The organism is Streptosporangium sp. NPDC049248, assembly GCF_040678965.1.
GTDB lineage: Bacteria > Actinomycetota > Actinomycetes > Streptosporangiales > Streptosporangiaceae > Streptosporangium > Streptosporangium fukuiense.
In genome coordinates this window covers 1-26,278 of record NZ_JBFAQY010000027.1, presented here as the reverse complement: position 1 = coordinate 26,278, position 26,278 = coordinate 1, and the positions used below count along the sequence as shown (strand labels likewise).

Annotated in this window: 13 protein-coding genes; 6 read left to right on the top strand and 7 right to left on the bottom strand. The window is 69.0% G+C overall.

Annotation, left to right across the window (positions count from 1 at the left end; translation table 11 throughout):
- Positions 1-266: 266 nt before the first annotated feature.
- On the top strand, positions 267-7,118 hold the full coding sequence (locus tag AB0K21_RS34620) for a DNRLRE domain-containing protein (RefSeq protein WP_343966150.1): 6,852 nt from the start codon (positions 267-269) through the stop codon (positions 7,116-7,118).
- 92 nt (positions 7,119-7,210) lie between these two features.
- On the top strand, positions 7,211-7,810 hold the full coding sequence (locus AB0K21_RS34615) for a hypothetical protein (protein ID WP_343966148.1): 600 nt from the start codon (positions 7,211-7,213) through the stop codon (positions 7,808-7,810).
- A gap of 337 nt (positions 7,811-8,147) precedes the next feature.
- Here the strand turns inward: AB0K21_RS34615 and AB0K21_RS34610 are convergent, their stop codons facing one another.
- On the bottom strand, positions 8,148-8,447 hold the full coding sequence (locus tag AB0K21_RS34610) for a transposase (protein ID WP_343966146.1): 300 nt from the start codon (positions 8,445-8,447) through the stop codon (positions 8,148-8,150).
- Between the two features lie 424 nt (positions 8,448-8,871).
- Positions 8,872-11,769, bottom strand: coding sequence for a BTAD domain-containing putative transcriptional regulator (locus AB0K21_RS34605; RefSeq protein ID WP_364155865.1), 2,898 nt, complete (start codon positions 11,767-11,769; stop codon positions 8,872-8,874).
- A gap of 208 nt (positions 11,770-11,977) precedes the next feature.
- On the opposite strand from AB0K21_RS34605, the gene AB0K21_RS34600 reads away from it, so the two are divergent.
- Positions 11,978-12,934: a M23 family metallopeptidase gene (locus AB0K21_RS34600; RefSeq protein ID WP_364155863.1), complete on the top strand. Its 957-nt coding sequence runs from the start codon at positions 11,978-11,980 to the stop codon at positions 12,932-12,934.
- A 78-nt stretch (positions 12,935-13,012) separates the two neighbouring features.
- The gene (locus tag AB0K21_RS34595; RefSeq protein WP_364155861.1) at positions 13,013-14,446 is read left to right on the top strand and encodes an N-acetylmuramoyl-L-alanine amidase; all 1,434 of its coding nucleotides are present in this window, start codon (positions 13,013-13,015) and stop codon (positions 14,444-14,446) included.
- 83 nt (positions 14,447-14,529) lie between these two features.
- Here AB0K21_RS34595 and AB0K21_RS34590 read toward each other — a convergent pair whose 3' ends face one another.
- Positions 14,530-15,417 (bottom strand): hypothetical protein, encoded by an 888-nt coding sequence (locus AB0K21_RS34590; RefSeq protein WP_343966135.1) that lies wholly within the window; start codon positions 15,415-15,417, stop codon positions 14,530-14,532.
- 369 nt (positions 15,418-15,786) lie between these two features.
- On the opposite strand from AB0K21_RS34590, the gene AB0K21_RS34585 reads away from it, so the two are divergent.
- Positions 15,787-16,611: a putative protein N(5)-glutamine methyltransferase gene (locus AB0K21_RS34585; RefSeq protein WP_364155859.1), complete on the top strand. Its 825-nt coding sequence runs from the start codon at positions 15,787-15,789 to the stop codon at positions 16,609-16,611.
- 215 nt (positions 16,612-16,826) lie between these two features.
- Here AB0K21_RS34585 and AB0K21_RS34580 read toward each other — a convergent pair whose 3' ends face one another.
- The 3 genes from AB0K21_RS34580 to AB0K21_RS34570 form a co-directional block, all read right to left on the bottom strand.
- A complete protein-coding gene (locus AB0K21_RS34580; protein ID WP_364155857.1) occupies positions 16,827-19,703 on the bottom strand; it encodes an FAD-binding and (Fe-S)-binding domain-containing protein in 2,877 nt (958 codons plus the stop codon).
- Positions 19,704-19,814: 111 nt separating this feature from the next.
- Positions 19,815-20,918 carry an enolase C-terminal domain-like protein gene (locus AB0K21_RS34575; protein WP_343966129.1) on the bottom strand — a complete coding sequence of 368 codons (1,104 nt, stop codon included), beginning with the start codon at positions 20,916-20,918 and terminating at the stop codon, positions 19,815-19,817.
- Complete coding sequence (locus tag AB0K21_RS34570; protein WP_343966127.1) at positions 20,915-22,717, bottom strand: thiamine pyrophosphate-requiring protein; 1,803 nt, start codon at positions 22,715-22,717, stop codon at positions 20,915-20,917. The genes AB0K21_RS34575 and AB0K21_RS34570 overlap by 4 nt, the downstream gene beginning before the upstream one ends.
- A 119-nt stretch (positions 22,718-22,836) precedes the next feature.
- Here AB0K21_RS34570 and AB0K21_RS34565 point away from each other — a divergent pair, with 119 nt between their 5' ends.
- Positions 22,837-24,573, top strand: a complete 1,737-nt coding sequence (locus AB0K21_RS34565; protein ID WP_364155854.1) for a glycoside hydrolase family 15 protein — start codon at positions 22,837-22,839, stop codon at positions 24,571-24,573.
- Between the two features lie 3 nt (positions 24,574-24,576).
- On the opposite strand, the gene AB0K21_RS34560 is transcribed toward AB0K21_RS34565, so the two are convergent.
- Entirely contained in the window at positions 24,577-25,581 is a 1,005-nt protein-coding gene (locus AB0K21_RS34560; protein ID WP_343966122.1) for an SDR family oxidoreductase, read from the bottom strand.
- Positions 25,582-26,278: the final 697 nt, after the last annotated feature.

Below are 26,278 nucleotides of genomic sequence, written 5' to 3'. Positions count from 1 at the left end.
CTCAGGACGAGGTCGACGTTGCGACCGAGCGGCCTGTCATGCCGCTACTTTACTCTTTCTTTAAGTGATCTTTACTGATAACTTCCTGCCCAAAATGCCAGCTTTGGCAGCCTGTACACCTTGGTGCGGGCTCCTTGGCATGCCTACAGAAAGAGCAACAGTCAGTGACACCAGACGCGGGGCAGCGAGGCTTATCCCTCACAGCCGCACACACGCGACGCCGAGGCTTCCTCGGCCGCGCCGCAGCCATCGGCATCGCCACAACTATGGTGATCAGCCTCGCCGCCGTACCCTCCTGGGCGCAGGAGCCCACCCCGCCACCCACACAGTCACCAGCGGAAACCAGAAGCCCGCAGCCCTCCGGCACCAGCTCAGGGGACAAGGTCCTCGATGCCGCCAAGAGCAAGGCGGCCAGGTCCGGCAAGCGGGTGGAGATCCCGGAACGCAACACCGAGACCACCACGGTGTACGCCAACCCCGACGGCAAGACCGTGCGCGTGGAGCTGTCCACCGAGCCCGTGCGCGTCAAGAAGGCCAACGGTGAGGGCTTCACCCCGATCGACACCACACTGGTGCAGCAAGACGGCGTCATCAAACCCAAGGCCATCAAGGGCGACCTGACCCTGTCGGCGGGCGCGGACACCGTCCTGCTGAAGAGCAAGACCGCTCAGGACACCACCGAGATCGAAGCCCCTGGCGGCAAACTGCCCAAGCCCACGCTGAAGGGCAACACCGCCACCTACCGGTCCGCCTACGGCAAGGGCCGCGACCTGGTGGTGACCGCGAACGCGACTGGGTTCCAGCAGCAGATCACCATCGCCGAACGGCCCACCGGCCCGGTCTCCTTCCGTGTCCCGTTCGACCTGCCCAAGGGCATGTCCTTCGGAAAGAACGCCGCAGGCCGGCCCACCATCATGGGCAAGGACGGCAAGACACTGACCGAGGTGCGACCGACACTGCTGCGGGACGCCAAGGCCGCCGACACAGGCGCCCCGCTCGATGCGGGCAAAACCGGCAAGGCCGCCGTCACCCTCGCCGAAGACGGCAAGACCCTGGTCTTCACGCCGGACGCCGCGTTCCTGGCCGATGCGGCGACGACCTACCCGGTGACGATGACCGCCGCGGCCTCTGACTGGTACGAAGGCCACACCGGCGGTGGCATGGACGCCTACATCAATGATGTCGACCTCACAGACAGCTGGGACACCTTCGCCGATTCCGAGATCGTGGTCGGCAAGTCCTACGCCAGCAACATCGCCAAGCGCTGGCGCGGTTACCTCAAGTTCCCCAACATCCCCGCCGAGTTCGCGGGCAGCACGGTGCAAAACGCCGACCTGCACCTGTGGAACCACCTGTCCAACACCTGCGGTACGTCGGTCGGTTCCGGCATCACAGCGCGGCGGATCACCTCCGCCTGGGATGACATGCTGCTGTACTGGAACAGCCAGCCGTCTGTTACCAGTGCGGGCGCGGACACCGAGTACGGCGCCTACAGCGAAGACTGCAACTACGCCTGGAACCTGACCCACTCACTCAACGGTATTGCCCAGGCATGGATCGACGGTGCCACCAACTACGGCATCCAGCTCACCACAGGTAACGAATCCGAGTTGCGAAACTGGCGGCGCTACGCCTCCGAGGACGCCGGTGGCTGCAGGACCACGCCACTGGAAGACTGCAAGTTCGAACTCCACCCGCCCATCCTGACTGTGGACGTCGAACTTCCATCGCCGCCACTGTTGGACGACGTCTTCATGTTCACCGACACACAGTTGACGACTATGCCTGAGTATGAGGAAGCTCTCGCCATGTCGGGCTATGTGCCTGAGGAGCCTGAGCCGGTCAACGTCACTGAGCAACTGGCCGACAAAATCGCTGGGCAACGTGACGGCCAAGCCAACGTGGTGGGGACGGACGACCTCCCCCCCATAGAGGTTGACCCCGGGGACGACACCGAAGGCATCATCCCAGTAGTGACAGGTGTTGAACCTGCTGACGGCGCCAAGGATGTACCGCTGGACGCGTCAATCAAGGTGACGTTCTCTGAGGCAGTCGCCGATGACAGCGTGACAGTCAAGGACGCCAGCGGCACACAGGTCGTGGGGACGTCGGTCTATGACGACACCCGCACGGTGCTGACCTTCACCCCTGCACAGGCATTGAAGCCGGGCACAACGTACACCGCTGAGGTATCAGAAGCCAGCAACTCGTGGGAAATCCCCATCAGCCCGTATTCGTGGTCTTTTACCACACTTATCCAGTCGGCGGGCCACTGGACCTTCGATGAAGGAGACGGCCGCACGGCTGCGGACTCTTCGGGAAAGCGCCACGATGCGACGCTGAACGACACAGCGACGTGGATCGCCGGCAAGAGCGGGAACGCGGTCTCCAACGTGCCGTCGCAGGCGCGGATCGCCGCCTCCCAGGCGGCGGCCACGCAGGGTAAGACCGTCGAGGTCGCCGACGAGACGACCGCGACCAGCATCACCTACGCCCAGCCCGACGGGAGGACTTACAAGACCGAGGTCACGGCCGGTCCGGTGCGGACCAGGCAGGGCGGCGGCTGGGTGCCGATCGACACCACTTTGGTCGAGCAGGGCGGCAAGCTGCGGCCCAAGACCCTCGCCGAGGGAGCGCTGGTGGAGCTCTCCGCCGGTGGCACGGATCCGTTCGTGAAGATGTCCGCCGACGGGAAGTCGTACGCGCTGCGCTGGCCGACACCGCTGCCCAAGCCGACCGTCAAGGGCAGTGTGGCCACCTACACCGACGCCGCGGGCGTGGGCGCCGACCTGGTGGTGACGGCGTTGCCGGCCGGGTTCCGGCATGAGGTGGTGCTGCGCCAGCGGCCGTCCAAACCGCTGGAACTGCGGATCGGCGTCGAGGACGACGGTCTGACCCTGACCGAGGGCAAGGGCGGCCGGCTGCTGCTGAAGGGCAAGGACAAGAAGCTGGTCGCCGCGGGGACCCGGCCGATCGTGTCGGACGGCAGCGGCAAGGGCCGGCCTGCGTCGGCCAAGCGCGGCCAGGCCGGGACGGACCTGGTCACCAAGAACGGCCGCACCGAGCTGGTGGTCAAGCCGGACCAGACGTTCCTGGCGGATGCCGGCACAACTTACCCGGTGCGTGTGGCCGCGGCGGTCACGCTGCCGCTCGGCGCCGACATCGAGGTCAGCACGTACGACACGGTCGATTCACCTGCGTTCCCTGACAATCAGTACCTCACCGCCGGCACCATGACGGACGGGTTCAAGGCCCGGGTGCATCTGCGGTTCGACACCACGGGTCTGCAGGGCAGCACGGTGACCGCCGCCACGCTGTCGATGAACACCATCGACGCCCACAACTGCGGCGCCGCGCTCGCCAACGGCATCCAGGTCGCCCGCCTGACCGGCGCCTGGGACCCGGACAACCTGTACTGGGCCAACAAGCCCGCCCACTCCACCGAGGACGCCTCCACCAACTTCAAGGGCGTCACCTCCGACTGCGCCACCTACCCGGACAGCATGGACTGGAACGTCACCGGCATCGCCCAGGACTGGGCCGCCGGCGCCGCCGACTACGGCCTGGTGCTCAAGTCGCCCGGCGAGACGAACATCAACAACTACCGGGTGTTCACCTCCTCCGAAGACACCGACTTCAACCTGCCGCCTAAGCTGACCATCACCACCAGCGGACCGGCATCGCAACCGACCGTCTCCGCCCCGGCCATCACACCGGCGCAGACCGTGAACGGCACCACGGTGACGACCTCGCTCACCCCGCAGCTCGCCGCCACCGTCGCCGACACCGCGAGCGGCAACCTCACCGGCCAGTTCGAGGTCGAACACGACCCGGCCGCCACCGGGCAGGGCAGCGGCCAGATCTGGACCGGAGCCTCGCAGACGGTCACCTCCGGCGGCCAGGCCACAATCAACATCCCCGTGGGCACGCTGACCGACGGCTGGAAGATCCGCTGGCGGGCCCGCGCGGCCAACGCCGCCGCCTCAACCACCTCGCCGTGGTCGGCCTGGCAGACGGCCACGGTCGACGTGCCCAACCCGACGGTCGGCGCCTTCCAGGTCACCCCCTCCCAGATGGTCGACGGCATCACCACGGCCACCAGCCTGACCCCCGCCCTGCGTGCCACGGTCACCGACCCAGCCGCGCAACCGGTGCGGGCGGAGTTCGAACTCGAACACGATCCCGCCGCCACCGGGCAGGGCACCGGCCAGATCTGGGCCGGCGCCGTGGACAACGTCGCCTCCGGCACGCAAGCGTCGGCCACCGTCTCCGACGGGAAGCTGACCGACGGGTGGAAGGTGCGCTGGCGCGTCCGGGCCCTCAACACGGTGAGCTCGCCGTGGTCGGACTGGCAGAATCTGACGATCGACGTGCCGGATGCGGTCTCCGAACCGGCCGTCGGGGCGCTGCAGGTCAGCCCGTCCGAGCAGGTGGACGGCGTCACCGTCACCCCCACTCGCACTCCGGCGCTGCTGGCCCAGGTGAGCGACCCGGCCGGCAAACCGCTGCGCGCGGAGGCCGAGATCGAGCACGACCCGGCCGCGCCCAGCGGTCAGGGCAGCGGCCAGATCTGGGCCGGTAGCGCCGACAACGTCCCGGCGGGCACCCAGGCGACCATCACGGTCCCGGCGGACAAGCTGGCCGACGGGTGGAAGGTGCGCTGGCGGGCCCGCACGGTCTCGGCCACCGCCACCTCCGCCTGGTCGGACTGGCAGTCCTTCACCGTCAGCCTGCCCAAGCCCACCGCCACCGACCTGACCATCACCCCGTCCAAGGTGGTGGACGGCGTGACGGTGACCACCACGCTCACCCCCACACTGCAGGCCACCCTCACCCACCCGACCGGCCAAGCGCTGCGCGCAGAAGCCGAAATCGAGCACGACCCGGCCGCACCGCAGGGGCAGGGCACCGGCCAGATCTGGACCGGCACCGTGGACGGTGTCGCCTCCGGCACCCAGGCGAGCATCGCCGTACCGGCGGACAAGCTGACCGACGGATGGAAGATCCGCTGGCGACTGCGCGCGGTCGCTGGCGACGCGGCCTCGGCCTGGTCGGACTGGCGGCAGGTCACCGTCGACGTCACCCAGCCGGGCGAGGAGCCCCTGGCGCAGACCTCCGGGCCGGTGATCCGCACCGACCAGAGCTTCACCGCCGCCGCCTGGCTGCGCTGGAGCGACAAGGACGGCGACTACACCGTCCTTGAGCAGAAGGGCACCCACCAGGCGCCCTTCCGCCTCGGCAACACCCCCGACCACGGGTTGGTGTTCACCTTCACCAGCGCCGACGCCGCCGACGCGACGGTCGAGGGCGTCCTGTCCGAGGTTGAGCCGCCGGTCGACGAGTGGTTCCACCTGGCCGGCGCATACGACGCCGCGGCCAAGACCGCCTCGCTGTACCTCAACGGAACCCTCATCAAGACCGACCCCGTCGGCTTCGCGACGTGGAACGCGGACACCGCCATGAGCCTGGGCAGCAAGGTGAAGGGCGGCCTTGACGATGTCCAGGTCTACCAGCGGCCCCTGGCTGCCAATGACGTAGCCGCTCTCATCGCGAGGACGAACGGGCAGACCGCCCAGAACGTGAACTCTCCGAGCCGGCCCGTGCAGGCCGCCGCTCCCACCGCGAACAGCGCTGCACAATTCGATTACGACCACCTGAATTTGGAGGACTGTCTCCAGACCCCCAAGCATCCGACCATTGACTATGCCCGCATCCAAGAACGCCCGTTCTCTTCCTGCTGGACAACCTGGGTCAGCATGGGAACGTACGAAGCGACCGAGGATGGCGACGGCCCGGACGGAAAGCGGTGGGTCAAGGCCAGCAATAAAGTCGGCACGAGCAAGAGCGGCGGCAGGGCCGGCATACTGGCCTCCATTCTGGAGATGGCCGAGGAAGATACTCTGGACCACCCCAGTGAAATATTCTTCCAGTTCCGTGCCACCTGGGTGCTCAACAGCTACGTGGGGAACAAGGCGGGCACGGAGGTGGCCAACGCAGAAGGCAGCGGCCTGAAGCCGCAGAACATGAAGCTCTTCGTGCGGCTGACCGACTTCGCTCTGTATTGGAACGGAAAAAGATACCCTCTGGACGAGAGGACCTCGACAGAAATCCAAGGGCTCCAGCTGACATTCGAAGCGCAGACCGAATCGGCTAATTTGACGCCTTGCCGGTCCGTCACCGGAAGTACCACGAAGACAATCAAACAATGGGAAGAAACCAGTAGTGCCATGTTCCTGCTGGAAAGCAATCCCATCGCAGGAGGAAGTAACGCGATATGTACGATCAAGCCCACGCTCACTCGTTTTCATAACAATCGTTCAGATCTTCCTCTGTGGAGCTACGAAATAGTAGGAACGGCGGGGAAGCGGCTCGGCGTAGCCCGACATGGCTATGCACGGCTGCCGGGGGACCTCAGCACCCTGGCGGCCCCCTACTACCGGTGCGATCGGGATAAGGTGATCAATCACACCGGCGGATGTGTCAACGACAGGGCACACCGGGTCTTCGAAATGTCAGAAAGCAAGAACCCTGAATTCGCCGAAGTCACCAGGCACATCAAAGCTGCCCTGGACCCGAGCATAAACGGGCTCACATCCCCCCCGCTTCGCCCAGGACACGACTGGTCAAAGCCGGAGTACCCGCCCTCGAAGTACTGGACCGGAAGCGAGCAACCCAAGACAATCCCCGGAAACTGGAACGTCGCCTCCAGTCCGCCGCTGCACAAGCGCCCGGCAGGCACCACCAGCTTCAACAGGAATTTCTTCTCCAACCTTGAAATGTACATGGATGTCGGAACAGGCACCCCAATGCACTGGAGTAAAACACCCATAACCAATTACTGCAAATACTACTTCAGAGACCAATATCCAAAGGCGGAGAACAACGAAGGGATGCCCTGGTCCGGCGGCAGGACGCGGGACACCAGATTGGAATGCGACGAGTACCCCTTCGCCTCGACCTACCAGGGGGCAGCTGGCAACGGAAGAGGGACTGGCCACTACTCCATCAGGGCCGTTAACGGCGGACATAATGAACGGCATGGCAACGCACTGAAGGCGTTCTATGACAAATATCATGTCGCCACCCATCACGCCTTCTGGGTGAGCATCGTGCCGTAGCCGTCATCCCCCTCGGCGTATCAAAGTGGGGGTGTGGATCGTACATGACCCACACCCCCACTTTTCGCAAGCCAACCAACAAGAGGTGAACAATGCAGAATTCCTATCGCGCCCTTCCCGAGGAAAGCCAGTGGGACCTACTGACCGAACATGGTCTAGAATCGTGGTTCAGCTGCCAATGGGTGAACACAGAAGACAGCAACGAGATCACCCGACGGCTGGGTGTCGATCCCCAGAACGGCACATTGTGCGACTTTCAAACAGCCATGCAATCATACGAAACCAGCCCGGAAAAACTGATCGTCTGGGTGGGAGAGCACTCAGCCGGCTGGTCCGCCATCCTCACCATCAGCGGCGGAACGGTGCCGCCACAGCTGGTAGAGGCGCTGAGCGCAGACGGACAACGCGTACTCGAAGCCTATTATGTGGAAGAGGCCGATCCCGGCAAAGTGCTGTACACATATGACAGCGAATACATCGGAGAGGTATTCCCTCCTTCCTCCCCTGGGGGATGGATGGAGGTCCCTGAGTTCGAGGCGCACGCGAGCGGACTGGAACTCAGCGATGAAATCAGCGACGCTGAAGCCTTTGACCGCTATATGTGCATGGTAGGACGGATCACCGGCCGGTTCGTCGACCGGGCTTGGTTCGCATCAACACGAACCCTGTACCACGTTCCACATGGAGCATGACGTCAATGAACGCGTATGAGTTTTTCCAGAACGTCAAACGACACTTCGCTCCCCTGGAGGCGGTACCGGCAGGCCCCGCCGGTACAAGCAAGTCCTTCGGGTGCGCTCCTTCTGAGCGACCGAGCTGATCAGGCGGTGAGCTCTGCGCCTTGCCGAAGTCTCCATCCGTGCACTCAGCCTCGATCTTTCGTGATCAAGGATTGGTCGGCTGAGCGGGTCGGCTGAGGGTTGATTACGGGTGGTGGTCAGCGCGCCGGCCCGGCTGTCGCGTCGGGTGGGCGGGGTTCCACGGGCCCGTGGGTGTCCTTTCCTGGTCGTAGGGTCGGTTGATTGCTGGTCAGGGTGGGGCGGGCAGGGCTTGCAGGCGGGTCAGGGCGGTGAGGGTGTCGCGGGCCCAGGGCCATCGGGCGGCCAAGCGCAGGCGCACGCGTCGGCCACCGCGGACCAGTCGTCCGGCCACGGCGAACAGCCGCAGGCGCAGGCATTTGGGCTCGTAGCTGCGGGCGGCAGTACCGGGCAGGGCGGGCATCTGCATCCAGGTGAGCGGTTCGCAGGCCAGGGCGACGAGCTCGCACCAGATCTGGTTGCGGGCGAAGTGGTGCAGGGGCAGGTTGGCCAGGACGGGGTCGGCTCGCATTCGCTCGAGCCGGGATTTGATCCCCCACAATGTCGAGTTTCGGAAGGTCTTACATGCGTGGGCGCAGGTAGCTGCCTCTGCGGTAAACCCGGCCATGGTGTCGAGTTCGCCGCGAAAGAAGCATTTGACCTGCGAAGACGTGATGAACCCGGCATCATCGAGGAGCTCGTTCCAGGTGTCTAACCTCTCGATGATGCCGAGTTTGCCCTGAGGGCGTGACCTGACCTACTGAAACGTGATGAATTCCGCCGTGGGGCGGATTTTCGCATCCGGTTTCCGCGAAGAACGGGTCATACAGGCGAGCCAGCTAGTGCGACGTTCCTCACCGGAAGTACAGATCCACCCCGGTCCTGGCATCAGGGGCAGGGCCGACGATCCCGGCTTCCCCACAGGGCGTTCGCTACCTCCAATGAGGAACGGAGCACTAGTTCGGTACGTCCCGAGCACCGGCGCCCACGGCGAGGTCGGCACCTCCTCGCAGTTCGCGACGGAGCACGAGGGCGTGGTGCAGGTAGTTACGCGCCAGGCGGGTGCGGCCCGCCGAGCGGTGCAGCTCGCCGAGTGTCTGGACCGTGGCGGCCTCCCCGCTCCGGTCTCCGAGCCGCTGGAAGATCAGCAAAGAGCGCTCCAGCTGGTCGGAGGCGTGCGACCGGTCACCGCGGACCACCTGCAGGCCGCCCAGCCCCTGCATGGCGTAGGCCCCGCAGTGCAGGTCGCCCAGGCCTTCGAAGATGTCCAGCGCGCGCCCCTGGAAGCGCATCGCCTGGCCGGGGTCCGCCCCCAGATCGTGCAGCCGCCCGAACTGCATGGACACGCAGCCCTCGCGATGGGAGTCGCCGATCTCCCTGGCCAGCCGCAGCGCCGCGTCCAGCCAGTTCGAGGCCTGCCGCAGGTCGCCCAAGGCCAGGCAGGCCCGTCCGATGGCCTGCCGCGCGTAGGCCTCGCCGCTCTGGTCTCCCATGGCGAGGAACAGGGCCAGAGCCTGCCGGAAGTATCCGAACGCCCGGAGATTCTCGCCGCAGAACTGGTTGACCGCCCCCAGCCCGCAGATCGAGGTCGCCTCCCCCCGTCTGTCCCCCAGCTCGTGGAAGATCCTGAGGGATCGCCGGAACATCTCCGTCGCCTCGGCGTAGCGGTCCTGGTAGAGACTCACCTGGGCCAGGCCCCGGAGCATGGCCGCCTCGCCGAGGCGGTCCTTGGCCAGACGCGCGGCCTCCAGGGCGATCCGGTGGGTGGAGCGCCACTCGTCGAAGTGGCAGCGCAGGTCGAAGTAGGGCACGAGTGCCGCGGCGAGTCCCCACGCCGATCCGGCCGGCCCGGCGTCGGCGGCGAGGCGTACCGCTCCCACCAGTGCGTCGTGCTCGGCGTCGAACCAGGACAGCGGGTCGGCGGTCAGGCGGCCGAGGGTGTCCTCGGCCAGCTGCCAGCGGGGGGCCGAGGCCGAGGTCAGGCTGAACAGCGTGGTCGGCAGCCGGGCGGTCGCGCTCTCGGTGGTGGCCGTCCACCCGCCGAGCACCCTGATGAGCGCGTGCCGGTCCGAGGCGCCACCGGCCTTCTCCTTCGCGTTGCAGCGGACCAGGTCGTGCAGCCGGTAGCGCGGCTGGCCGATCGGGTCGGTCCCGACCAGCTGGAGCAGGTTGGCGTCGACCAGGACGTCCGTCACCTCGTCGGCCCGGTGCCGGCCCAGTGCGGCGTCGACCACCCAGCCGGGCACGGACTGCGGGCCCAGGAGGCCGAGCACCCGGAAGGCACGTGCCGCGTCCTCGGGCAGCAGCCGGTAGCTACGGTCCAGGCTGACCCGCACCCCCAGATCCCCGGCGCGCAGCTCGCTGAGCCGGTTCGACTCGACCTCCAGCCGCTGCCGCAGCACGCCGAGCGACCAGCCGGGCCGGCCCGCCAGCCGTGCCCCGGCGATCCTGACGGCCAGCGGCAGGTGGCAGCAGGCCGCCAGGATCGCCGAGGCGGCCTCCCTCTCCTGTTCCAGCCGCTCGGGACCGACGATCGCGGCCAGCAGGTCCTCTGCCTCCCGCGGCGACAGCACGTCCAGTTCAAGCCGGAGCGCCCCGGGCAGTTCGGTGATCCGCCGCCGGCTTGTCACCAGCACCGCGCAGCCGCTGCCCGGCAGCAGCGGCCGTACCTGGGCGGCGTCCGCGGCGTCGTCGAGGAGGACGAGCATCGGACGTTCGGCCAGCAGGGACCGGTAGAGCGCGGCACGTTCGCGTTCGGTGTCCGGCAGGTCCGCCGTGTCGGCCCCCAGCGCCCGCAGCGCCTCGGCCAGCAGCTCACCGGGGTCCGCGGGCACCGGGGCGGTCCCACGGAGATCGAGGTAGAGCTGCCCTGCCGGATATCCGGCCCGTACGGCATGCGCACAGTGCACGGCCAGCGCCGACTTGCCCACGCCCGGCGCCCCCGTGACCACGACGATCGAGGGCGGTCCGGCCGGCGGGCGCTCGGTGAAGGTCAGCGCCCTCGTGAGGACGGCGGCGCTCTCGGCCCTGCCGGTGAAGTCCGGCACGTCAGGGGGGAGCTGCCGGGGAGCGGTGCGAGCCGCGGGATGGTCCGGCACGGCCACGGCGGGCAGGGGCTCCCCCGCCAGGATGGCCGAGTGCGCCCGGCGCAGATCCGCGCCGGGTTCGACGCCGAGCTCGGTGACCAGTTGCCGCCTGACCATGGTGTAGGTGTGCAGGGCCTCGGCCTGCCTGCCGCTCCGCTGCAGGGCGATCATCAGCTGCCGCCAGAGATCCTCGCGGAAGGGGTGCTCCTTCAGCAGCCCGCGCAGCTCGCCGATCGCGCCCGCGTGGTCGCCTCGCTCCAGTTTCAGAGCGACCAGTTCCTCGGCGGCGCCGAGCCGTGCCTCCGCCAGTGACTGCAGGCGCCCGTCCCAGAGCGGGCTGCCCGGTAGGTCGGCGAGCGGTGTCCCGCGCCACAGCGCGAGCGCCCGGCGGAGCCGGTCGAAGGCCTCGTCGGTACGGCCCGCCGCGCGCGCCTTGGCGAGCAGGTCCTCAAAAAGCAGCATGTCGAGCTGCTCGGGTGCCAGCTCGATCACGTATCCGGACGGGCGGGCCTGGATCCGCGCGCCCGCCGCCGCCAGTACGCCCCGGAGCGAGCTCACGTAGGTGCGGAGGTTCGCCTGGGCGGACCGTGGCCGCTGCCGGGGCCACAACACCTCGACGAGGAGGTCCGCACCGACCACGCGGTCCGCGTTGAGCAGCAGCGACGCCAGCAGGACTCTGGGTTTCGTACCGGCGATGCGCAGAGACCGTCCCGAACTCCGGACGTCGAGGGTACCGAGCACGTTGAACGTGGGTTTATCGACCACCATGACCGCATTTACTCCTCTTGTGGAGGCGCTGCAACCATTCATCGGACTGTGTCGTACGAGTCGGATAGGTCTTTATATCGATTTTGGATGATTTTTGTATCACCAATCCGGACTCTGGACCCCGGCAAGAGCCTTTCGGAGAGAACTAACAGACAGTGCACGGCATCGGTCAGGGCGCTGCCCGCCGGGCCTGCGGGAAAGGATCCGCATGAGACTCAACGGGGTACTCACGGTGGGGTTCGCCCTGCTACTCGGTCTCGCCGGCGGCGTCACGACACCGGCCGCCGGTGCGACGGCACCGGGGGACCCGGGCCCGGCCGACAGCGCGGCGGACCCCGCGCCGAGCGACGAGATGAGCATCCTGGCGACCAACTTCCAGCTGCCCTTCCCCTGCGGACAGGCCTGGACGGGCAACTCCAGCGCCAGCAGCGCGCACCAGTCCTGGGAGATCGACTTCAACCGGGGCAGCTCCGCCGACGCCGACCTGGGCGACACCGTGGTCGCCGCGGCGGCGGGCACGGTCTCCATCTCCGCCCACCAGGGATCGACCAACGGCTTCGGGAACCTGGTCAAGATCGACCACGGCGGCGGCTGGTCCACCTACTACGCGCACCTGAACTCGCGCTCGGTGAGCGCGGGCGCCTCGGTCTCCCAGGGCCAGAAGATCGGCACGGTCGGCAAGACCAGCAAGCCCGGCAACAACATCTCCGCCCACCTGCACTACGAGGTCCGCCTGGGCACCGGCTACCCGTCCAACATCCAGAAGGCCGTCTTCAACGGGTCCACATTCGGCTACCCCGCCCAGACCGTGACCTCCAGGAACTGCGGCGGCTCCACCAACCCGTACACCCCGCAGGAGGTGTGCGGTTCCGGCTACGACGTGATCGACTCCGCGGCGCTGGGTTCGGCGGGCACCGTCTACCTGCTCTACAACAACTCCACCGGCTACAACTGCGTGACCACGATCAAGAGCACTTCCATCGGCACCGCGAGCGCCACCAGCGCCTACCTGGAGGTGCAGGGCGCCACCCGCGTCACCGACTCGGGCGACTTCGCCTACTACGCCGGCCCGATACGCGCCTCCGGGGCCGGAAAGTGCGTCAAGTGGGGCGGCAAGGCCGGCTCCACCGGCTACGACAGCCCCTTCGAACACTGCGGTAGCTGATCCACCGAAGGGGCCGTCTCCGTCCCCACCGGGCGGAGACGGCCCCTTCGACGTCCCCCACCTGCTTGAGGAGAATCCGTGAAGGCCCGACTCCGCCGTTCGGCCGCGCTGCTGGCCGGCTCGCTCGTCCCCCTGGTGCTCCTGGCCGGCCCGCCCGCGAGCGCGGCTCCCCCCGACCCCCTGGCCGACGCCTTCACCCGCGCGGCCGCGACCTACGAGGTGCCCCGCGACCTGCTGGTCACGCTCGGCTACGCCGAGACCCGTCTCGACGGGCACGGAGGTGAGCCGAGCGCCAGTGGCGGCTACGGGATGATGCACCTCGTCAGCAACCCGACGGTCCACTCCCTGGAGCAGGCCGCCAAGCTGACCGGACAGCCGGTCTCGGCACTGAAGAGCGACGACGCGGCCAACATCGCGGGCGGCGCCGCGGTGCTGCGCGCCTACGCCAACGAGCTCGGACTGGACGCCGCCGCCCGCAAGGACGCCGGGAAGTGGTACCCGGCGGTGGCCAGGTACGGCAACGCCTCCTCCTCCGAGGTGGCCCGGCTGTACGCCGACACCGTCTACGAGTTGCTCGCCTCGGGTGTCAGGGCCGCCACGCCGAACGGTACCGTGACCGTCCGGCCGCAGGTGGTGCGACCCGAGCGGGGCGCGTACGCCAAGGCACCGGACCTGGACAGGACCTTCGCCGCCGCGGCCGTGGACTATCCGGGTGCCCACTGGGCGGCCGCCAGCTCGTCCAACTACGCCGTCTCCAACCGGCCCGCCAGCAACGCGATCGACCGCATCGTCGTCCACGTGACCCAGGGCTCCTACGCCGGCACCATCTCCTGGTTCCAGAACCCCGCCGCCCAGGTCTCCGCGCACTATGTCGTGAGTTCCTCCGACGGCGACATCACCCAGATGGTCCGCGAGAAGGACAGGGCCTGGCACGCCGGAAACCACAACAGCCGCTCCGTGGGCATCGAGCACGAGGGTTACGTCGACAACGCCTCCTGGTTCACCGACGCGATGTACCGTGCCTCGGCCGCGCTGACCCGCTCCATCGCCGACCGGTACGGCATCCCCAAGGACCGCACCCACATCGTCGGGCACGTCGAGGTGCCGGGAGCCGACCACACCGACCCGGGACCCAACTGGAACTGGACCAGGTACATGCAGTTCGTCACCGGCGACACCGGCGGCGGCAACCCGCACACCCCGCAGTCGGTATGCGGTTCCGGCTACGACGTGATCGACTCCGCGGCGCTGGGTTCGGCGGGCACCGTCTACCTGCTCTACAACAACTCCACCGGCTACAACTGCGTGACCACGATCAAGAGCACTTCCATCGGCACCGCGAGCGCCACCAGCGCCTACCTGGAGGTGCAGGGCGCCACCCGCGTCACCGACTCGGGCGACTTCGCCTACTACGCCGGCCCGATACGCGCCTCCGGGGCCGGAAAGTGCGTCAAGTGGGGCGGCAAGGCCGGCTCCACCGGCTACGACAGCCCCTTCGAACACTGCGGCTAGCGGACGTGACGGGAGAAGCGGGACCGTGCCGGCCTGAGCCGGTTCCGCTTCCGGTCCCGGTTTCGCGGCTCGCGATCGCCAGGTCAGATCCTGGCGTTCCGACGCAGGATGTCGATGGCACGGACCGTGATGTGGCCTCGCCAGTCGAGGGAACCCGCGGGCGAGATCCTGGCGTAGTCGACGGCCCAGCCGCCGTCGTCCTGTTGCAGACCGGCCAGGCGGTCGAGGTCGGCGGAGATCACCTCGGGGGCGAACAACTCCCGCGCCGGCCCCCCGGGGTAGGGGGCGAAGTCGAGCGGATACAGCGTCTCCTCCTCGGTACCGCCCTCGACGTGCAGCCGGCCGTCGGCGGGAAGGTGCTCGCCGAGGCGACGCAGGAGATCGGCCGCCTCGGGCAGGCGGCCGTGCACGACGTCCAGGAACCGCACCGCGAAGGCCAGCACGTACGCGGAGGGCGCCGTCTCGATCGTCTCGATCTCGGTCAGGCAGTATCTGGTGGCCCGTGCCAGCCAGGAATGGGCGGCCACGGCGGGATCATGGACGGCGACGCGATGCGCGACGGCGGCGGACACCGCGGTGATCTGCAACGACGACACCGAGGGGTCGGCGTCCCGCCACCAGGGGGCGCAACCGGCGGTGCCGGTCAGCGGCAACACGAACGGCAGGCCTCCGTCGGGCAGGGACACCGACTCCAGCCAGTCGCACAGCGCCACGGCCCGCGGCGTGGTGGCGGGGGCGATGTCCTCGAACACCTCGAAGGCGTGCGCCGCGGCCCCGGGCTGGCTCTCGCCGGAGCGCAGGTCAGGCTCCAGACCCCAGCCGTAGCCGCCGTCGGGGTTGCGATAGCCGTCCAGGGCGGCCAGCACGGCGGCGGGGCCCTGCCGGTCCCTCAGCACCTCGAAACGGCGGCGGTCCAGGACACGCGCGTGCGTGGCCATGAAGGCGTCCGCCGCGGCAAGATCGACGTTCATCCAGTTTCTCCCGGTATGTGAATGGCGGTGAAGCGGGAGACCGGGCCTGTGCGGGCCCGCCCCCGGTTCCAGCCATGGGCGGCCGATCAGGCGTTCATCCTGCTCCGGCCGCCGGGCCGGCGTCTTGCAGGAATCGGTCATCGGGGCGACACGCGGGCGGCGGGATCCGCTCACCCGCTGTTCCGGCTCAACATAATGTGTTTGCGCCGCTCTCCGGCTCGGATAATGTTGCCGTCTCCAGCAATGGACCCATCGAGGAGGTGAGACCCATTACCGCTGTGTCAGGTCGGGTGCTCTCATCTCACGACCGTGCGGTTCACCGGGCATAGGTGACCGGGAGAGCACCCTTCGGCATCCCGAAAGGCTCTCGTGTCCTCTCCGCTGTCCCCCTACCCCCAGTCCGTCATCGTCACCAGGCTCCGGGCCGCCGGCTGCGTGTTCGCCGAGGACGAGGCGCACCTGCTCGTCTCCACGGCACGGACCCCGTCCGACCTCACCGCCATGGTGGACCGCCGGGTCGCCGGTCTGCCTCTCGAACACGTTCTCGGCTGGGCGGAGTTCTGTGGCCTGCGGATAGCCGTGGACCCCGGAGTCTTCGTACCCCGGCGGCGCACCGAGTTCCTCATCCACCAGGCCGTCGCCGTCCAAGACCGGCAGGCCCCCGCCCGGACGCAGGTCGTCGTCGACCTGTGCTGCGGCTCGGGCGCGGTGGGCGCCGCGCTGACCGCCGCGCTGGAGCGGGTCGAGTTGCACGCCGTCGACATCGACCCCGCCGCGGTGCGGTGCGCCCGCCGCAACGTCGCCGCCACCGGCGGTCAGGTGTACGGAGGCGACCTCTACGCGCCGCTGCCCGGCACACTGCGGGGGCGCGTCGACCTCCTGGTCGCCAGCGCGCCCTACGTACCCACCGAGGCGATCGGGCTGCTGCCCCCGGAGGCCCGTATCCACGAGCCCCGGGTGGCACTCGACGGCGGCGAGGACGGCCTGGACGTCGTACGGCGCCTGGCCGCCGCGGCGCCGCTGTGGCTGGCGCCGGACGGCCACCTGCTGGTCGAGACGAGCGAGCGCCAGGCGCCGCGAACCGCCGAGGCCTTCGCCCGCAACGGGCTGATCCCGAGGATCGCCGGTTCCGCGGAGCTGGACGCCACAGTCGTCATCGGAACCAGGCCCACCTGCCGGTCCCCGCGCCGCTGAGCCGGACGGGGCCGGTACCCGTGCCGTTCGGGTACCGGCCCCCCTCGCCCGGGGGCCCGGACGGCCCTGACCCGCGCTCTGCCTGAGCGTGGGCCCGCCGGACCTCCACGGCCCGGCCAGACCCGGCCAGACCCGGCCAGAAGGGTCAGCCGAGGACGCGTAGCCGAAGGCTCGTCGCTCCGGACACCTGGGTCAGGCCGAGGCGCTCCAGCAACTCATCGGTGCGCCGTGGGCGAGCGGACCTTCCCCGGCTGCGGCCGGCCGGGCTTTTCCCGGGTGCCGGGCCCGCGGGGTCGCAGCAGTACCTCGGCGAGGAGTTCGGCGAGGTGGACCGGCTGTGCGCGGGTGCCGGACTCGATCTGGGTGCGGCAGGAGAAGCCGTCGGCGAGGATCCTGGTGTCCCGGCCGGCGTCGCGTACGGCGGGCCACAGGCCCAGTTCGGCTATCCGGGTCGATATCTCGTGGTGCCCGCGTTCGAAGCCGAAGTTGCCGGCGAGGCCGCAACAGCCGACATCCAGTACCTCGACCTCGACCCCGACGCGTTCCAGCAGCCTGGTGTCGGCGTCGAAGCCCCAGATGGCATGTTGGTGACAGTGCGGCTGGGCGATCGCGTGGATCCCCGTGCCCGGTGGCGGAGCGGTCGGCACCCGGTCCACCAGCATCTCCGCCAGCGACCTGGTCTGTTCGCCCAGCAGTTTCACGTCGGGGTCGCCGGAGAGCAGTTCGGGCGCGTCGGAGCGCAGGACGGCGGCGCAGCTGGGCTCCAGCGTGACGACCGGCACCCCCCGCCGCAGCCGGGGGGCCAGCGCCGCCACCGTCCGGCGCAGGACGCGCTCGGCCATGGCGAGCTGGCCGGTGGAGATCCAGGTGAGCCCGCAGCACAACGGCACCGGCGGCACCTCGACCCGGTATCCGTACGCCTCCAGCAGGTGCACCGCCGCCTTGGCCGCGCCGGGGTTGAAGTTGTCGGTGAAGGTGTCCGGCCACAGCACGACCTGGTCCCCCTCGGCCATGGGCCGGTCCCTGAACCAGTCGGTGAAGCGCTGGGCGGCGAACCTCGGCAGCTCGCGGCGCCGATCCACGCCACCGGCCAGCTTGACGATCCGGCCCAGGCCGGGCGCGTGGGTGAGCGCGTTGACCGCCCCGGGCGCCACCGAGGCGAGCCTCGCCCACAGCGGCAGCCAGCCCATCGAGTAGTGCGCGGCCGGCCGCGGCCGCCGACGGTAGTGATGGGAGAGGAACTCGGCCTTGTAGGTGGCCATGTCCACGTGGACCGGGCATTCCCCCCGGCATCCCTTGCAGGCCAGGCACAGGTCGAGCGCCTCGTGCACCTCCTCGGAACGCCAGCCGCCGGTGATGGTCTCGCCGCGCATCATCTCCATCAGGATGCGGGCCCGGCCGCGGGTGCTGTGCTTCTCCTCCCGGGTGACCCGGTAGCTGGGGCACATCACCCCGCCGGAGCTGGAACGGCATTTGCCGATGCCGACGCAGCGGGCGGCGGCGTGGGTGAACCGGTGGTGATCCGCCGGGTAGTCGAAGTGCGTCCTCGGCTCCTTCGGGTGATAGTCGAGGTGGTCGAGGTTCTCGTCCAGCCGGTACGGTTTGACGATCTTGCCGGGGTTCATTCGCCAGGTGGGATCCCAGATCCGCTTGAAGTCGGCGAACAGCTGGACGATCTCGTGGCCGAACATGATCGGCAGCAGCTCTCCGCGGGACTGCCCGTCGCCGTGTTCGCCGGACAGCGACCCCCCGTAGGAGGCGACGAGGTGCGCGGCCTCCTCCACGAACCGGCGGTACTTCGCCACCCCCTCGGGATCGTCCAGATCGAACGGCGTGCGGGTGTGCACACATCCCTGCCCGAAATGCCCGTAAAGAGAACAGTTGTGGTAGTCGAACCTGCGCAGAAGTTCCTGGAAGTCGCGCAGGTAGTCGCCGAGCCGGTCCGGCGGGACCGCCGCGTCCTCCCACCCTTCGTGGGTGTCCGGGTTGTCCGGCGGGTAGGCGGTCACCCCCAGCCCCGCCTCACGGATCCGCCACATCCGCTCCTCGTCGGCCGGATCGTCGAAGTAGGCGGTGTGCGCGCGCCCGGCGCTCTCGGCCAGTCTCCGGGCCCGGTCGTCGGCCTCCTGCCGGGTGGCACCGCCGAACCGCACCATCAGCCAGCCCGACCCCTCGGGGAGCCTGTTCAGCACGTTTTCGTCGGCGACCCGCTCCACCCTGGCCAGGTCCATCAACTCGTGGTCGAGCCCCTCCAGGGCCAGTGGCCGGTGCGTCACGATCTCCGGCACCATGTCGCCGGCCGTGGCGAGGTCCGGGTAGCCCAGCACCACCAGCGACTGGAACGGCGGCACCTCGAACAGCCTGATCTCCGCCCGCAGCACCGTGACCAGCGTCGACTCGCTGCCCACCAGCGCCTGGGCCACGTTGAAACCCTTCTCGGGCAGCAGCGAGTCCAGGTTGTAGCCCGAGACGCGACGCGGGATGTCCGGGTAACGGGTGCGGATCAGCGCGAGGTGCTCATCGCGCAGTTCCCGCATCGCGCGGTAGATCTCCGCCCTCCGGCCGCCCTGCCCGAGGATCCGCGCGTACTCCTCGTCGGAGGTCTCACCGACCCACATGCGCAGGCCGTCGTAGGTGAGCACCTCCAGGCGGATCACCGAGTCGACCATCTTCCCGTACGCCTGCGCCGAGGCCCCGCACGAGTTGTTGCCGATCATCCCGCCGATCGTGCAGGTGTCGTGCGTGGCAGGCTTCGGGCCGACCATCAGCCGACGGTCCGCGAGCCGGGCGTTGAGGTCGTCCAGGCAGGCGCCCGGTTCGACCAGCGCTCGCTCGCCGTCCACCGACAGCAACCGCGTGCAGTACTTCGACCAGTCGATCACCACACCCTCGTTGCAGCACTGCCCGGCCAGGCTGGTACCGCCGCCGCGGGAGTGCACCGGCACCCCGTACTCGTGGCAGACGCGTACCGCCCAGACCGCGGCGTCGACGGTGCGGGGCAGCACGACCACGGACGGCGTCTGCCGGTAGTTCGAGGAGTCGTGGGCGTAGGCGGCCAACGTCCCCTCGTCGCACCGCACCTCTCCGTCCACCCGCGCACTAAGATCACGATAAAGTGGCACGTTTACTCACATACCCGACATATCGCCAAAGGAGTGGCAACGTTCCGGCATGAATCAGACCTTGCCGAAGGCCGGGCACTATCAGCCGACCCGGTACGGCTCGGCGTCGGCGCGGCGCAGGGTGAGGCCGAGGCCGGGCGCCTCGGGGCTGGGCCGGACGCTGCCGCCACTCGGATCCAGCACGCCGTCGAAGAACATCGACTCGATGCGCACATGGTCGTGGAACCATTCCAGGTGGCGCAGGTTGAGGGTGGCCGCGGCGGCGTGCGCGTGCAGGTGCGGCGCGCAGTGACCGGAGATCTGCAGGCCGTGCGAGGCCGCGACGGCGGCGACGCGGAGCCATTCGCTGACGCCCCCGCAGCGGGACACGTCGGCCTGCAGGCAGTCGACCGCCCCCGCCTGGCACATCCGCCGGAAATAAGTAAGGTCGCACCCGTATTCTCCGGCCGCGACCTCGGGCAGGACCGCGTCACGGACCGCACGCAACCCGTGGAGATCGTCTGAGGAGACCGGCTCCTCCAACCAGCGCACGTCCAGGTCGGCCGCCTCTCCCATCACCCGGACCGCCTGCTTGACGCTGTAGGCACCGTTGGCGTCGACGAACAGCCCGACCTCGTCGCCGACGACCTTTCTGGCCAGGCGCATCCGGTCCAGATCCCGGCCGGGGTCGGCGCCCCACGACTCACCGATCTTGATCTTCACCCTGGGAATCCGCCGCTCCTGCGTCCAGTGGACGAGCTGCCTGGTCAGCCGCCGGTCGTCATAGGTGGTGAAACCGCCGCTGCCGTAGACCGGAACCTCCTCGTGCACCGCGCCGATCAGCCGGTACAACGGCAACTTGAGCAGACGGGCCTTCAGATCCCACAGCGCCACGTCCACGGCGGAGATCGCGTATCCGGCCACTCCCGGCCTGCCGTCGTTACGGACGGCGCGGACCATCGCCCGCCACGCTCCGGCGACGTCCAGAGCGGCACGGCCGAGCAGCACCGGGGCGAGCCGGTCGCCGATGACGGCGGCGCAGGCGGCGGGCCCGTACGTCCAGCCGAGGCCGGTGACTCCATCCGCCCGCACCCGCGCCAGCACCATCGTGGTCGAATCCCACGCCAGCGTCCCGTCGGCCTCGGGTGAGTCGGTCGGGACGGTGTAGACGCTCGCCTCGGCCGACTCGATCGGCGGGTCGATCACCTGCCGCCGCCGTCACGGTGCGGGAGGAACTCCTGGGCCTTGGTCTTGATCCCCTCCTTGATGACCCCCCAGCGGTTCTCGTCGCCCCGCAGCAGCGCCTCGGCGGCGTCCTTCATCTGCTCGAAACTCGCGTGCGGCGGGATCGGCGGCACGTCCGGATCGACGTGCACGTCCAGCAGCACGGGCCGGTCGGCACCCAACGCCTGCTCCCAGGCCGGCCCGATCTCCTCGGGCCGCTCGACGGTGACGGCGCCCAGGCCGAGAGAGGCGGCGAAGCCGGCGTAGTCCACGTCGGGCAGGGTCTGCGACTGCGGGAACTTGGGCGCGCCCTGCATGGCACGCATCTCCCAGGTCACCTGGTTGAGATCGTTGTTGTGCAGCACCGCGACGATCAGCCGCGGATCGGACCACTCCCGCCAGTAGCGCTTGACGGTGATGAGCTCGGCCAGGCCGTTCATCTGCATCGCGCCGTCACCGGCGAACACGATCACCGGACGGTCCGGACAGCCGAACTTGGCGCCGATCCCGTACGGCACGCCCGGCCCCATGGTGGCCAGCGTGCCCGACAGCGAGCCGCGTATCTCGCCGCGGAAGCGCAGGTTACGGGCGTACCAGTTGGCGGCCGAACCGGAGTCGGCGGTGACGATCGCGTCGTCGGGCAACCGCGCGGACAGCTCGTGGAACAGGCGCATCGGGTTGATCGGCTTGGCCTCGACCATCGCCTCCATCCGCACGGTCTCCCACCACCGCTCCACATCGGACTCGATGCGCTCGCGCCAGGAGCGGTCCTCCTTGGGCACCAGCAGCGGGATGAGGGCCCGCAGGGTGATCGCGGCGTCTCCGACCAGGTTCACCTCGTAGGGGTAGCGCATGCCGATCTGCTTGGGATCGATGTCGATCTGCACGGCCCGCGCCTGGTCGAGGCCCGGCATGAACTGGGTGTAGGGAAAGCTGGAGCCGACGGTGAGCAACGTGTCGCAGCGGTTCATCATCTCGTAGCTCGGCCGGGTGCCCAGCAACCCGATCGAGCCGGTCACGTACGGCAGTTCGTCCGACAGCACGTCCTTGCCCAGCAGCGCCTTGGCCACGCCCGCCCCCAGCAGTTCGGCGACCCGCTGCAGTTCCTCACGTGCCCTTCTGGCGCCCGAACCGGCCAGGATCGCGACCCTCTCACCGGCGTTCAGCAGGTCCGCGGCGTAGCGGAGCGCGGTGCCGTCGGGAGAGATCGCCGGCCAGTCGACGCCCAGGCTGGAGGGCACCATCTTGAACGCGTGGCCCGGCGCGGAGTACTCCAGCTCCTGCACGTCGGCGGGCAGGATGACCGCGGTCGGCGCCCGCTCGGCCAGCGCCACCCGGATCGCCCGGTCCAGCACATTCGGCAGTTGCTCGGGCACGGTGACCATCTGCACGTAGTCGCCCGCCACGTCCTTGTACAGCGACAGCAGGTCGACCTCCTGCTGGTAGGAGCCGCCCATCGCGCTGCGGTTGGTCTGGCCGACGATCGCCACCACCGGGACGTGGTCGAGCTTGGCGTCGTAGAGCCCGTTGAGCAGGTGGACGGCGCCCGGTCCCGAGGTCGCCGCGCAGACGCCGAGGCGTCCGGCGAACTTGGCGTAACCGACCGCCTCGAACGCGCTCATCTCCTCGTGCCGCGCCTGGACGAACCTCGGCCGGTCACCGGCCCGCCCCCAGGCGGCGAGCAGGCCGTTGATGCCGTCGCCCGGATAGCCGAAGACCCTCTCGACCCCCCACTCACGCAGACGTTCCAGCAGATAGTCGGCAACGGTCATCGACGCCATCGGTCGTCCCCCCAAAGATCAGGCGACAGCCCTCCCCCAGGACGTCCCCCTTGACCTCGCTTACCCGCCGACCAGCCGTTCTACCGTTGCGTTTGACGAACCGGGGGCAAATAGAAGTGATGACAGTGTTCAAAGGCGGCATCCACTCGCTGCGCGAATACGCACTGATCGCCGACGGCGAGCGCGCCGCGCTCGTCGATCCGGACGGGGGCTACGCGTGGATGTGCTTCCCCTCGTGGGACTCACCGGCCGTCTTCAGCGCGCTGGTCGGCGGCGCGGGAGGCTACTGGGTCCGGCCCGAGGACGAGTGGCGGGTGTGGGGAGGGTACTACGAGAGGCGCAGCCTGATCTGGCGGAGCCGCTGGGTGACCGGCGACGGGGTGGTGGAGTGCCGGGAGGCGCTGAGCCGTCCGGCCGACGGCGACCGGGCGATTCTGCTCCGCAGAATCGAGGTGATCAGCGGTCTCGCACGGATCCGTGTCGCTCTGGACATCAGAGCCGGTTTCGGCCGCCATACGATGACCGCGCTGCGCCGTTCGGGACAGCTGTGGACCGGACGCAGCGGCGAGGTCCGCATCCGCTGGGCGGGTGCCGCCCGCGCGGAACCGGTGGACGGGGGCCTGACCATGTGCCTGGACCTCGGAGCCGGCCAGGTACACGATCTCGTTCTCGAACTGTCGGCCGAAGATCGTACCGACCCGCTGGCCGCGGACGCCCTGTGGGCCGCGACCGAGAACGGCTGGCGGGCGAGCGTACCGGCCTGCGACGACACGATCGCGCCACGGGACGCCCAGCTCGCGTACGCGGTGCTGACCGGCCTGACCAGCCGTACCGGCGGGATGGTCGCGGCGGTGACGACGTCGCTGCCGGAGCGGAGCGGCGGGCACCGCAACTATGACTACCGGTATGCCTGGATTCGTGATCAATGCTATGCCGGCCAGGCGGTGGCGGCCCACGGCGGCCGGCTCGAACTGCTCGACGCCTCGGTGGCCTTCGTCGCCGAGCGGATCCTCGCCGCCCGCGAGCATCTGAGGCCCGCCTACACGGTGACCGGTCACCCGGTGCCGTCGGAGGCACCGGCGCCGCTGCCCGGTTATCCCGGGGGGAACATGATCATCGGCAACCGCGTCACCGGCCAGTTCCAGCTCGACGTCTTCGGCGAGGCGTTGCTGCTGTTCGCCGCCGCCCAGCGGGCGGATCGGCTGCCTCCCGAGGCCGTCCGCGCGGCGCGCGTCGCCGTGGCGGCGATCGCCAAGCACTGGCAGGAACCGGAGGCCGGCATCTGGGAGATCGACGACCGGCGGTGGACGCACTCCCGGCTGATCTGCGTGGCCGGCCTGCGGGCCTTTTCCGCCCTCGTCGCGAACACCGCCGAGACGGCCGGATGGCTCTCCCTCGCCGAGACGATCCTGGCCGCCACGACCAGGTCCAGCCTGAACGCCGAGGGCCGCTGGCGGCGCTCCCCCGGCGACGACCGCGTCGACGCGTCCCTCCTCCTTCCGCCGTTGCGCGGCGCGCTGCCCGGCGACGATCCGCGCACCGTCGCGACGCTGGCGGCGGTTCGCGACACGCTCGTCCAGGAGGGGTTCGTCTACCGCTACCGGATCGACGAAGGCCCCCTCGGTGAGGCCGAGGGGGCGTTCACCCTCTGCGGTTTCCTGCTCGCCCTGGCCGAGCACCAGCAGGGAAACGCCGCCCGGGCACTCGGCTGCTTCGAACGGATCCGGTCCGGCTGCGGCACCACCGGCCTGTTCACCGAGGAGTACGACGTGACCCAGCGCCAGCTCCGCGCCAACCTGCCGCAGGCTTTCGTCCACGCCATGCTGCTGGAAAGCGCGACCCGGCTGGCCCGCTGACGCTCAGCGGCGCATCCGGCACAGCAGGCGCAGACCGGCCAGCCCCAGCAGGGCTCCCGCCGCCAGCACCGCGCGATGCTCCGCAGCCCACAGCTGGTAGCTGCGCGGATGGGAGCGCTCGTCGAAGACCCCGTGCGCGCCGTAGTCCCGGCCGTCCTCACCGTCGGCGGGCCGCCACAGGTTGGCGGGCTGGTCGGGGTCACGACGCTGATCCGTCTGCTGGGACTCGAAACCCGTCCTCGCCAGGTAGTGGTCCAACAGCCCGGGAACGACCTTGTTGGCCAGCAGGGTGGCGACGGTGCTGCCACCGACCCAGTACTCCCGGCGCTTCGGATGATCGGCGGCGTACAGCAGCGCCCGGGCCGCGACCTCCGGCTGGTAGATGGGCGGGACCGGCTGCGCCTGTTTCGGCAGGCGGGACAGAACCCAGCCGAACTGCGGCGTGTTCACCGCGGGCATGTGCACGATCGTGACCCGCACCCCGCTGCCGTGGTGCAACAGCTCAGTGCGCAGCGATTCATGGAACCCCTGGATGGCATGTTTCGCCCCGCAATAGGCTGACTGCAGAGGAATGCCACGTTTGGCCAGCGCCGATCCGGTCTGCACGATCACGCCGCGGTCACGCGGCAGCATCAGATCCAGCGCCACCCTCGTGCCGTGGACGAATCCCAGGTAGGTCACCTCCGTGACCCGTTTGAACTCCTCCGGCTCGATGTCGACGAACTCGGCGAACACCGAGCTGAACGCCACGTTCACCCATACGTCGATCGGGCCGAGCTCCCTTTCGGCACGCCGCCCCGCCTCCCGGACCGCGTCGTAGTCGGCCATGTCCGTCGGGAGCGCGAGCGCCTGGCCGCCGGCCGCCGTCACATCCTCGGCCGCCCCTCGCAGCCCGACCTCCCCCCGTGCCAGCAGGGCCACTTTCGCCCCCTGGGCACCGAAGGCCCGCGCGGTCGCACGGCCGATCCCCCCGCTGGCTCCTGTGACCACCACCACCCGTCCGGCCATCGCCAGAACCTCCCACCGACGTTTGAACACAGGACCCACGGCCACACATCCCGCCCGCGCGCTGCCGCGACGGACCCGAACGCGCGCCCCGGCCTCACCGGGCGTGTCGGGGGTGAGCTCAGCGACGCCGGGACCGGTACCGAGAACGGGCCGAGTCGTTCCCCCGGCTGGGCTTCCACCGTTCTCCCGTGATCAGTACGAAGCCCGCGGCGACGGCGGTCAACACGAGGCCCACGAGAAACAAGAGCCACGATTGCGCGATTCCGGCCCCGAGTGCGAAAACCAGGAAAACGATGAACCCGAAACAGGAAACGATCAACTGGATGTTCAGCGGTCGCCCCATACCCGTCCCCTACCCCTGGGGAAGATTCCAACCGCCCCACCAGGTAAGCATGCCGAACACAGCCGGTGCCTTGACCCGATTCCGACTCTTCACCTGAATCTCCCGAGGATGCCCTGGCCTTCGGGCCGGGGAGGAATCGGGAGCGGGAGGGCCGCCCAGGCCCGAGTGTGCCCTGACCGGTCGGTCATGTCGATCGGCTTCTTTCTGAGTTGTGTAGCGGAAACACGGAACGGAAGAACGACTGAATGTCATGCTCATTGCGTGCTGGTGACGGAGATGCTGAAGCTCGCCCCGAGCGCTGAGCAGCGCGAGGCGCTGGCGGCGACGATGCGGGCATGCAACGCCGCCGCCAAC